The following is a 10,738-nucleotide window of genomic DNA, read 5'->3' on the forward strand; positions in this document are numbered from 1 at the left end:
GGCGACGGCCATGAACGGCGCACCCAGGCGGTCCACCATGCGGCCGGCCGGGACGCCGCTCAATGCTGAAATGACGGGGCCGACCGACATGACGATACCGACCAGCGCGGCGTTGAGCCCGAGACCACGGGACAGATAAAACGGCCCGACCACAAGCGTCGCCATCATCACGGTCGCAACGAGCGTGTTCATGGCGAGGCTTGCGCTCAAGCCTGGAGCGCGGAACGTCGCGAGCCGGACCAGAGGGGATTTCGCTCTCGATTCGACGAGCACGAAAAAGCTGGCGCCGATAACGGCCGTCAGCAGCAGCGCCATGTTGATCGGACCGAAATGGCCGCGCCCCGTTGTCATGGCCAAGGCGTAGGCCGCGAGTGTCAAGGCCAGCRGCAGTGTGCCCAGGCGATCAAAGCGGGGACGATCTGCCTTCCGCTCCTTGCGATCAACGGGCAAGTAGCGATGCACCAGGAAAAAAGTCAGGATTCCCAGCGGTACGTTGACGAAGAACAGGGCCTGCCAGCCCGATACAGCAATCAGGACACCGCCCAGCGATGGCCCCAGCGCGGTGCCGACCGCAGACATGGTGCCGAGCAGCCCCATGGCACTGCCGGTTCTGGCCTTCGGAACCGCCTCGCCGACAAACGCCATGGTGAGCGCCATCATCACGGCCGCCCCCAGGCCTTGCACAGCCCGGGCGGCAACCAGCAGCCAGAGCGTCGGCGCGATGCCGCACAGGACCGAGGCCACCGAGAACAGGAAGATGCCAGCCAGCAGCAACCGCCGGCGCCCCATCAGGTCCCCCAGCCGTCCGGCACTGACGATCAGGGCGGTGATGGACAGCAGGTAAGCCAGGACCACCCACTGCACTTCCTGAAAAGAGGCGTTGAACGCCTGGGCCAGCGCCGGCAAACCCACGTTGGCGATGCTGGTGCCGAGCGAGGACAGCAGCATGGACAGTGAAAGGCTGGCCAGCACCCATCGGACCGGCGGCGCCGGTTCCGCGTTGGCGTTTGTTGATGGAACAGTGGGTGCAATGGGAGTGGTCAAGATAGTCCAGTGGGCAAAGTGGGCAAGCGGGTAAACAGGTAGAGGGGGTCGTGGTTCCCCGAAATGGAGCTCTCTGGGAGCGTAGTTCTTTACCTGGCATGGCGGAAGACGCACCATTTGCACTTTATGAGTGCGTTTAACGCCATCTCATGGCCAAATTGCGCTATGGTCGATGCATGGCTGCGCCCGATTTCAACCTTCTTGTCACCCTGGATGTGCTGCTCGCGGAAGGCAGCGTGGCGGGCGCAGCCCGGCGCCTGCGGCTGAGCCCGTCAGCGATGAGCCGGGCGCTGGCCCGATTGCGCGAAACGACCGGCGACCCGCTGCTGGTCAGGGCTGGACGCGGCCTTGTTCCCACACCGCGGGCCGTCGAACTCCGTGAGCGCGTCAGTCAGCTTGTGCAAGACGCAGAAGCGGTGCTGCGCCCCGCCAAAAAGCTCAAGCTCAAACAGCTGGTCCGCACGTTCACGCTGCGCACGCGCGAAGGTTTTGTGGAGAACTTCGGGCCAGAGCTTATTGCACGCGTTGCGAATGAAGCACCCGGCGTACGGCTGTGCTTCGTACAGAAGCTTGACAAGGACAGCACGCCGCTTCGCGACGGGACCGTCGACCTTGAAACCGGCGTGGTGGGAAAGACGGCGGCACCGGAGCTGCGGGTGCAGGCCTTGTTCCGGGACCGGTTCGTCGGCGTCGTGCGAATGGGACACCCGCTGGGCGAGGGAGAGATCACGCCCGCCCGCTACGCCGCCGGCAGGCATATCGACGTCTCGCGGCGGGGCCAGGGCAAGGGGCCGGTGGATGAAGCCTTGCACCCATTCGGGCTYGAAAGGGAGATCGCCACCATCGTCGGCGGCTTTGCGGCGGCACTGGCACTGGCCCGGTCTTCCGACCTGATCGCCACGGTTCCCGAACGGCATACCGGGAACCTGCGCGCCGGAATGCACAGTTTTGCGCTGCCGGTCTCCACGCCGGAGATCACGGTGTCATTGCTCTGGCATCCGCGGCTGGATGCGGATCCGGCGCATCGATGGCTACGGGGGTGTGTTCGGGAGGTTTGTGTGAGGCGGCCCCTCGCCTGATCGAGCGGTTGGTGATGTTGTGGCCGAGCTCTTTGCTGAGTCTTGCTGGCCGGGGGTTGCCCGGCATGCAACTCACTTTCTTTTGCTTACTTTGCTTTTGGCGAAGCAAAAGAAAAGTGAGTAGCTGCCGGGCTACCCCGGCCAGCAGCTCTCAGCAAAGAGCACCCCGTCGGAACGGGAGCCGACCGCCCCGTCAAGCCCCTCCAGCAAGCAACGCCGCATTCCCCCCCGCAGCCGTCGTATTCACAGTGACAGTCTGCTCAGCACAAAAGCGATACAGGTAATGCGGCCCACCCGCCTTGGGGCCCGTGCCGGACAGGCCTTCTCCGCCGAAAGGTTGCACCCCCACCACCGCACCGATCATGTTGCGGTTCACATAAATATTGCCTACGTGGGCGCTGGCCGCGAGTGCCTGCGCGCGCGAGTCGATGCGGGTCTGGATACCGAGCGTGAGGCCGTAGCCCAGTGCGTTGATCTGCGCGATCACGGCCTCCGGCGTGGCCAGCTCGCCGCTGCCCCAGCGCACGATCTGCAGCACGGGGCCAAAGATTTCGTCTTTCACTTCGGCCAGGCTGCGTACTTCAAAGGCTGCGGGGGGGATGGCATTTGCTATCGAATCAGGAGCTGCTTGCGCTCGTCCTGCATGGCTTACAAGCACTTTTGACGTTGAATTCAGGCGCTGAAGATGCTTCTGGATGTTGTCAAAGGCTTCGCGGTCGATCACCGGGCCGACATCCGTCGCCAGGTCGGCCGTCTCGCCCACGACCAGCTCCCGCGCGGCACCCTTGATCATCTCGATCACGTGCTCAGCGATGCCCTCGTGCACACACAGCAGGCGCAGCGCCGAGCAGCGCTGGCCGGCGGAGCGGAACGCGCTCTGCACCACCGCGTCGGCCACCTGCTCGGGCAAGGCCGTGCTGTCCACCAGCATGGCGTTGATGCCGCCGGTCTCGGCGATCAGCGGGACGATGGGGCCGTCTTTGGCGGCCAGCGCGCGGTTGATGATCTTGGCGACCTGGGTGGAGCCGGTAAACACCACGCCGGCGACTTGCGGCGCTGCCACCAGCGCGGCGCCCACGGTTTCACCGGCGCCATGCGCCAGTTGCAGCGCGCCTTCGGGCACGCCGGCCTGGTGCAGCAACTTCACAGACTCCCAAGCCACGCCGGGGGTTTGCTCGGCGGGCTTGGCCATTACAGCGTTGCCGGTGGCCAGCGCCGCCGCGACCTGGCCGGTGAAGATGGCCAGCGGGAAATTCCAGGGGCTGATGCAGACCCAGACGCCGCGCGCCGACAGGCGCAGCTCGTTGGTCTCGCCTGTGGGGCCGGGCAGCGCGACCGGCTGCATGATGCGCTCGGCCTCATTGGCGTAGTAGCGCAGGAAGTCGACCGCCTCGCGCACTTCAGATACGGCATCGCCCCAGGTCTTGAAAGCCTCTTTCACCAGCAATGCGCAGAACTTCGGCATCTGCTGCTCCATCGCGGCGGCGGCCCGGCGCAGGATCGCGGCACGCTCGGCAACAGGTACTTTGCTCCACTTTTGATAGCTGCCTGCGCCCGTCACTATTGCCTTGGCGGCCGATTTGGCATCAAACTCAGGCACAACAGGCACCGGGATAGCAGCCAGCGCGGCCAGCAGCGGTGCGCGCATGCTTTCGACCGTGAGGTCCAGCCCCAGGCTGTTGGGCCGGCCGGGACCATACAGGGCCGGCGGCAGTGGCAAAGACGATTCGGGCTCCAGGCGCATCGGTGAGGTCAGCAGCTCGCCCATGCCGACCGACTCGTCGGCCAGCTGGTGCACAAAGGACGAGTTGGCGCCGTTCTCAAGCAGGCGGCGTACCAGGTAAGCAAGCAGGTCGCGGTGGGCGCCCACGGGCGCGTACACGCGGCAGCTGATCAGCGGGTTCTTCAGCACCTCGCGGAAAACGCCCTCGCCCATGCCGTGCAGGCGCTGCAGCTCGAAGGGAACTGCGTTGCGCGACGCCATCTGCAAAATCGCGGCAATGGTGGCGGCGTTGTGGCCGGCAAACTGCGGGTAAATGGCGTCGGGCGCGGCCAGCAAAGCCTGCGCACAGGCCAGGTACGACACATCGGTGTGGTGCTTGTGCGTGAACACCGGGTAGTGCGGCAAGCCCATCTCTTGTGCGCGCTTGATTTCCGAATCCCAGTACGCACCCTTGACCAGGCGGCACATCAGGCGCAGCCTGTATTTGCGGGCGACGGTGGCGATGTGCTCAATCAACTCCAGCGCGCGGGTCTGGTAGGCCTGCATGGCCAAGCCAAAGCCCTGCCACTGCGGGTGGTGCTTTGCCACCAGCGCAGCCAGGGCTTCAAACACATCCAGCGAGAGCTCGAGCCTGTCGACCTCTTCGGCGTCGATGGTGAGGTTGATATTGGCCCGGGCCGACAGCTCGCACAGCCCCCAGACGCGCGGTACCAGCTCGGCCATCACGCGTTCGCGCTGGGCGTCTTCGTAGCGCGGGTGCAGCGCGCTGAGCTTGATGGATATACCGTCGTTTTGCTCGGTAGCACCCATTGGACGAGCGCCAGCAGCTATTGATTTGATAGCGTTTGTGTAACTGGCGAGATAGCGCAGCGCGTCGGCATCGGTACGCGCACCCTCGCCCAGCATGTCGTAGCTGAAACGCAGGTTGGGGATTTTTTTGCGGCTGTCATCGGCCTCGGCCATCGCATCGGCAATGGTTTGCCCGAGCACAAACTGCCGGCCGAGCAGCTGCACGGCACGCAAGGTCGCCGCCACCACCGTGCGCGCGCCCAGCTTGCTCATGATGTGGGCCTGGCCGCCTTCCGGCAGGAATTTCTTGGACATGGCGATGGCCGAGGCCGACAGGCGAGCCATTACACCGTCGCCAGCGCTGTCGAAATCGGCGCGGCCGAGCTGGTCAGCCGTCAGGGCAATCGCGGTTTCGGCGTCCGGCACACGCAACAAGGCTTCGGCCAGCCGCATCAGGGCCAAGCCCTCCGCGCTGGAGATCGGGTATTCCTTGAGCAGGCTTTCCATCGCCCAGAACGGCGGCGGGTTGTCACGCACGGCCTGCACCCAGGGCTGGGCGGAGTGCGCCGCCGCCGCCCAGTCGAGAGCCCCGGCGAGGCGCTGCAGGTGCGCGGCCACGATGTCGGCTTCGGGGCGGTACGGGAAGGGCAGGCGCGGAGATGCAGGCTTCAAGTGATTCATGGAGGTTTTCACGGTAAATGGCGGTTATTCAGTCAATACGATGATGTTCTGTTGAATTCAGCAGAATTTCCCGCTAAATTTGTGCAATTCACCGAATAATTCACTATCCATGTTTGAAGCCTCACCCGAAATTGACCGCATTGACCTGAAAATCCTGAATGTCCTGCAGCAGGACGGCCGGATTTCCAACCTCAAGCTCGCCGAGAGCGTGGCTCTGTCGCCCACGGCCGTGCTGGCCCGCGTGCAGCGTTTGAGCCGGGACGGCTACATCCTGGGTTATGAAGCCCTGCTCAATCCCCTCAAGCTGGGCGCCGGAATGATGGTGTTTGTCGAAGTGCTGCTGGACCGCACCACGCCCAACGTGTTTGAAGCCTTCAAGGCGGCCGTACAGGTCCACCCGGAAATCTCCGAATGCCACATGGTGGCCGGCGGCTTTGACTATCTGCTCAAAACCCGCATGGCCGACATGGTGGCCTACCGCTCTTTTGCCGGCACCGTGCTCTGGCAGCTGCCGGGTGTGCGCGAAACCCGCACTTACGCCGTAATGGAAGAGGTGAAAAATACCACCCGGCTGGCGCTGGGGGTCTAGGCCGGGCATCTGCTGCCCGCCTGAAAAGGCCGCGTTAGCGGCACTTTTCTCACGGATTCCCGCTCAAATCCAGTCGCACCCGGACTAACCGCGTTGCCAAGCCGTGCGCATTGGACTACCTTGCAGTGCACATATGCAAGAAGTTGCATATGCAGATGGTGAAAAAACCATCACCACGAAAAAAACGGAGGCCCCTGATGAAAAACAAGCCATGGTGGCGTTTGGCCGTGTTGGTGGGAGTGCTTGTCGCCGCGGCGGCGCAGTCGGCGGAAATCGGCGTGACGGATACCGAAATACGCGTCGGGCAATTCGCCGCCCAGACCGGCCCCGCCGCCGAGCTGGGCAAGCGCATGCAACTGGGCATATTGGCGCACTTCAATGCCGTCAACGCCGCCGGCGGCATCAACGGCCGCACCCTCAAGCTGGTTTCGCGGGACGACGGTTATGAACCTGAAAAGGCTGCTGCCGCGGTCAAGGCCCTGATCGAAGAAGACATGGTGTTCGCGCTGATCGGTTCGGTCGGCACACCCACCACCCTGGCCGCGGTGCCGGCCATCAACGCGGCAGGCATACCGCTGATTGGCCCGTTCACAGGCGCGCAGGGCCTGCGCGAGCCTTTCAACCGAAACCTGTTCCACGTGCGCGCCAGTTACTTTGACGAGACCGAGCGCATCGTGCAGCACCTGAGCACCGTCGGCATCACCAAAATCGCCGTCTTCTACCAGAACGATTCTTACGGCAAGGCCGGGCTGGAAGGCGTGATGCGGGCGCTGACCCGGCGCAACCTCAAGCCGGCTGCCAGCGTCACGGTCGAGCGCAACAGCGTGGATGTTGCCGCACCGCTGGCAGAAATACTCAAGGTCACGCCTGAGGCTGTGATCCAGATCAGTGCCTACAAATCCTGCGCCGCGCTGATCAGGCAGGCACGGGCCAAGGCCTACGGTGGCCAGTTTTTCAATGTGAGCTTTGTCGGCTCGAAGGCGCTCGCTGAAGAGTTGGGCGACACCGGGGCGGGCGTGACGATTTCGCAGGTGATGCCCTTCCCTTACACACCCTCATCGGCCATCGTGCGTGAATACCAGCAACGCATGGCTGAGGGCGGCCACAAGGACTTTGACTTCTCCAGCATGGAAGGCTTTCTGGTGGCCAAGGTCTTTACCGAAGGCCTGCGCCGGGCTGCGGGGAAGAACCTGACCCGTGAGAGCCTGGTGACGGCGCTGGAGTCCATGCGCGACTACAACATGGGCGGCTTCACGGTGAACTACAGCCCCCAAAGTCACGAGGGCTCCCGCTTCACCGATCTCACCATCATCGGGCGCGGCGGAAAATTCATGCGCTGACGGCATCGAAACTTGCAAAACGGCCCATGCTGGCAATAATGCGGGCTCATCCCCTGTTTGCCATTCACCAGGAACACCCATGAAGCTTTCTACCCCCTTTCCAGCCGCCCTTGCCGCTTTCACGCTGGCCCTGTCCGCCGGGGTTTCTGCACAGACCACCAAACCGGGCCTGTGGGAAATGACGAGCAAAATGCAGTCAAGCTCCGGCGAGATGGAAAAAGCCATGGCCAACATGGAAAAGCAGCTGGCCAGCATGTCGCCCGAGCAGCGCAAGCAGATGCAGGACATGATGGGCAAACAGGGCATGTCCATGGGGCCCGGCGCCGGCGGTGGCATGACCATGAAGGTGTGCGTTACCAAGGAAATGGCCGAGCGCAACGAGCTGCCGCAGCAACAACAGGGCGACTGCAAGAGCACCCAGTCGCCGCGCAGCGGCAACACCATGAAGTTTGCCTACACCTGCACGCAGCCACCGTCCAGCGGCGAAGGCGTAATGACCTTCAACGGCGACACCGCCTACACGATGAAGATGAACACCACGACCACCGTCAAAGGCAAGCCCGAGAAGATGACCATGGATGCTGCAGGCAAATGGCTGTCGGCTGATTGCGGCAATATCAAACCCATCGCTCCTCCCAAGAAATAGAAACGCCCCCCGAAGCAGGGCATGTCTTCACCAGCAGGGGCCGCGGAACCGGCTTTGCCGGGCCGCAGGCGCAGCGGCCCCCTCGGGGGGCAGGAAGCTACACGGAGTGAGCGACCGTGGGGGCTATCTCCCCCCAAAAATCGCGGTGCCTACGCGCACCATGGTGCTGCCCGAATGGATCGCCGCCTCCAGGTCAGCGGTCATGCCCATTGACAAGGTATCCATGGGTGCAAGCAACGCACCTGACGCGTTGATTTCGTCAAAAATGGCTTTTGTCCGCGCGTGGACAGCGCAAGCAGCTACAAAATCGATAGCAGGCTCCGGTATCGCCATCAAGCCGCGCAAGGTGAGGTTCGGCAGCTGCACAACCGCCTGCGCCAGCGCCAGGACATCCTCAGGCGCCACGCCCGACTTGTTGGCGCCACCATCCACGTTGACCTGCAGGCAGATCTGGAGCGGCGGCAAATCGGGCGGTCGCTGCTCGCTCAGCCGCTGGGCGATTTTGGGGCGATCTACCGACTGCACCCAGTCAAAATGCTCAGCCACGAGACGGGTCTTGTTGCTCTGAACCGGGCCAATGCAATGCCACTCCAGCGTAATCCCAGGGCCCTGTGCCTCGGCGCCTTGCCAGGCGCGGAGGGCGGCAATTTTCTCTACGCCCTCAGTGATGTAGTTTTCGCCGAAGGCACGCTGCCCATCCGACGCGGCGTCGATCACGGCGTCCGCACCAAAGGTTTTGGAGACCGCCAGCAGCCGCACGCTCGCCGGATTGCGCCCGGCGGCTACGCAGGCCGTGGTTATCCGGTCACGGACAAGCTGGAGATTGCGCACAATCGTGGTCATAATCGAACTGTAAACTTAGTTTGAAAACCATTTTCAAAGGGTCCCGGGATGGATATCACGCAGTTGCTGGCTTTTAGTGTCAAGAACAAGGCGTCTGACTTGCATTTGTCGGCAGGCTTGCCGCCCATGATCCGGGTTCACGGCGACGTGCGGCGCATCAACATCGATCCGCTGGACCACAAGCAGGTGCATTCCATGGTGTATGACATCATGAACGACACCCAGCGCAAAACATATGAAGAATTCCTGGAGGTCGACTTCTCGTTCGAAATCGACGGCCTCGCCCGCTTTCGCGTCAATGCCTTCAACCAGAATCGCGGCGCCGGTGCGGTGCTGCGGACCATTCCATCCAAAATCCTGACACTGGAACAGCTCAACGCCCCCAAGATTTTTGGCGACCTGGCCATGAAACCGCGCGGCATGGTGCTGGTCACCGGCCCCACCGGCTCGGGCAAATCGACCACACTGGCCGCCATGGTCAACTACCTGAACGAAAACGAGTACGGCCACATCCTGACGGTGGAAGACCCGATCGAATTCGTGCACGAATCCAAAAAATGCCTGATCAACCAGCGCGAGGTCGGCCCACACACCCTGAGCTTTAACGCCGCGCTGAAATCGGCCCTGCGGGAAGATCCGGACGCCATCCTGGTGGGTGAAATGCGTGACCTGGAAACCATCCGGCTGGCCATGTCGGCCGCTGAAACGGGCCACCTTGTCTTCGGCACGCTGCATACTTCCAGCGCCGCGAAAACCATCGACCGGATCATCGACGTGTTTCCGGCCGAGGAAAAGGAAATGATCCGTTCCATGCTGTCCGAGTCGTTGCAGGCCGTGATTTCGCAAACACTGTGCAAAACCAAGGATGGTGCGGGCCGCGTGGCCGCACACGAGATCATGCTGGGCACCAGCGCCATCCGCAATTTGATCCGCGAGGCCAAGGTCGCCCAGATGTATTCATCCATCCAGACCGGCAACAGTGTGGGCATGCAGACGCTGGACCAGAACCTGACCGAGCTGGTGAAGCGCAATGTGATTTCTGCTGCCGAAGCCCGCGGCAAGGCAAAAATCCCGGAAAACTTCCCCGGCTAGAAGCTATGGCCCCCACGCTTGTCACTTCGAGCCTACGGCGCGCTGCCCCTTTCCTTACGTATGAGGCCGCTGCGCCTGCGGCCCGGCAAAGCCGGTTCCGCGGCCCCTGCTTGATTGAAGAGAGAACCACCGTCACCGATCCTGCCGAGTTTCCGGCAACGACAGAGTTTGTTTGAAAGGAGTCGCAAATGGAACGCGACCAGGCCAGTAAATTCATCAATGATCTGCTGAAACTCATGGTCAGCCGTAATGGCAGTGACCTGTTCATCACAGGCGACTTCCCACCGGCCATGAAAGTCGACGGCAAGGTGACCAAAGTGTCGCCGCAGCCGCTGAACGCCGGCCACACGCTCGCCCTTGCCCGTTCCATCATGAACGACAAGCAGGCCGCCRAATTCGAACGCACCAAGGAATGCAATTTCGCCATCTCGCCGCCCGGCGTGGGCCGCTTCCGTGTCAATGCGTTCATCCAGCAGGGCAAGGTCGGCATGGTGATGCGGACGATTCCCGCCGTGCTGCCCACCATCGACGGGCTGGGCGTGCCCCAGGTGCTCAAGGAAGTGGTGATGAGCAAGCGCGGCCTGACCATTTTGGTGGGCTCTACCGGTTCGGGTAAATCCACCACGCTGGCGGCCATGGTCGACTGGCGCAACGAGCAGTCGTTCGGCCACATCATCACGATTGAAGACCCGGTGGAATTTGTCCATGCGCACAAGAACTGCGTGATCACGCAACGTGAAGTGGGCCTGGACACCGACAGCTGGGAAGCGGCCCTCAAAAACACGTTGCGCCAGGCGCCCGACGTGATCCTGATGGGCGAGATCCGCGATCGCGAAACCATGGAACATGCCATCGCATTCGCGGAAACCGGCCACCTGTGCCTGGCCACCTTGCACGCCAACAGCGCCAACC

At 62.7% G+C, this 10,738-nt stretch carries 9 protein-coding genes; 6 read left to right on the forward strand and 3 right to left on the reverse strand.

The annotated features are described in order from the left end of the window. On the reverse strand, positions 1–1,044 hold a 1,044-nt coding region (locus tag AC1D1P_RS05915; RefSeq protein WP_477672375.1), incomplete at its 3' end, for an MFS transporter. Positions 1,045–1,220: 176 nt separating this feature from the next. On the opposite strand from AC1D1P_RS05915, the gene AC1D1P_RS05920 reads away from it, so the two are divergent. After that, positions 1,221–2,123, forward strand: coding sequence for a LysR family transcriptional regulator (locus AC1D1P_RS05920; RefSeq protein WP_477672379.1), 903 nt, complete (start codon positions 1,221–1,223; stop codon positions 2,121–2,123). 193 nt (positions 2,124–2,316) lie between these two features. On the opposite strand, the gene AC1D1P_RS05925 is transcribed toward AC1D1P_RS05920, so the two are convergent. Continuing rightward, positions 2,317–5,316 (reverse strand): L-glutamate gamma-semialdehyde dehydrogenase, encoded by a 3,000-nt coding sequence (locus tag AC1D1P_RS05925; protein WP_477672376.1) that lies wholly within the window; start codon positions 5,314–5,316, stop codon positions 2,317–2,319. Positions 5,317–5,425: 109 nt separating this feature from the next. Between AC1D1P_RS05925 and AC1D1P_RS05930 the strand changes: the two genes are divergently transcribed. The 3 genes from AC1D1P_RS05930 (at position 5,426) to AC1D1P_RS05940 (ending at position 7,891) form a co-directional block, all read left to right on the forward strand. After that, entirely contained in the window at positions 5,426–5,905 is a 480-nt protein-coding gene (locus tag AC1D1P_RS05930; protein WP_457281549.1) for an Lrp/AsnC ligand binding domain-containing protein, read from the forward strand. A gap of 197 nt (positions 5,906–6,102) precedes the next feature. Further along, complete coding sequence (locus tag AC1D1P_RS05935) at positions 6,103–7,245, forward strand: ABC transporter substrate-binding protein (protein WP_477672377.1); 1,143 nt, start codon at positions 6,103–6,105, stop codon at positions 7,243–7,245. 79 nt (positions 7,246–7,324) lie between these two features. Further along, a complete protein-coding gene (locus AC1D1P_RS05940; RefSeq protein WP_477668825.1) occupies positions 7,325–7,891 on the forward strand; it encodes a DUF3617 domain-containing protein in 567 nt (188 codons plus the stop codon). A 123-nt stretch (positions 7,892–8,014) separates the two neighbouring features. Here AC1D1P_RS05940 and AC1D1P_RS05945 read toward each other — a convergent pair whose 3' ends face one another. After that, complete coding sequence (locus AC1D1P_RS05945; protein WP_477668826.1) at positions 8,015–8,734, reverse strand: YggS family pyridoxal phosphate-dependent enzyme; 720 nt, start codon at positions 8,732–8,734, stop codon at positions 8,015–8,017. A gap of 48 nt (positions 8,735–8,782) precedes the next feature. Here AC1D1P_RS05945 and AC1D1P_RS05950 point away from each other — a divergent pair, with 48 nt between their 5' ends. Further along, on the forward strand, positions 8,783–9,826 hold the full coding sequence (locus tag AC1D1P_RS05950) for a type IV pilus twitching motility protein PilT (protein WP_457281553.1): 1,044 nt from the start codon (positions 8,783–8,785) through the stop codon (positions 9,824–9,826). Positions 9,827–10,014: 188 nt separating this feature from the next. Further along, positions 10,015–10,738: PilT/PilU family type 4a pilus ATPase (locus tag AC1D1P_RS05955; protein WP_477672378.1), on the forward strand; the 724-nt coding region annotated here is incomplete at its 3' end.

This window comes from Polaromonas sp. P1_E1_2 (genome assembly GCF_056406035.1).

Bases quoted from the DNA above. Each gene is read 5' to 3' on its own strand.
- AC1D1P_RS05925 (WP_477672376.1), bottom strand. From the start codon at position 5,316: ATGAATCACTTGAAGCCTGCATCTCCGCGCCTGCCCTTCCCGTACCGC.
- AC1D1P_RS05930 (WP_457281549.1), top strand. From the start codon at position 5,426: ATGTTTGAAGCCTCACCCGAAATTGACCGCATTGACCTGAAAATCCTG.
- AC1D1P_RS05935 (WP_477672377.1), top strand. From the start codon at position 6,103: ATGAAAAACAAGCCATGGTGGCGTTTGGCCGTGTTGGTGGGAGTGCTT.
- AC1D1P_RS05940 (WP_477668825.1), top strand. From the start codon at position 7,325: ATGAAGCTTTCTACCCCCTTTCCAGCCGCCCTTGCCGCTTTCACGCTG.
- AC1D1P_RS05945 (WP_477668826.1), bottom strand. From the start codon at position 8,734: ATGACCACGATTGTGCGCAATCTCCAGCTTGTCCGTGACCGGATAACC.
- AC1D1P_RS05950 (WP_457281553.1), top strand. From the start codon at position 8,783: ATGGATATCACGCAGTTGCTGGCTTTTAGTGTCAAGAACAAGGCGTCT.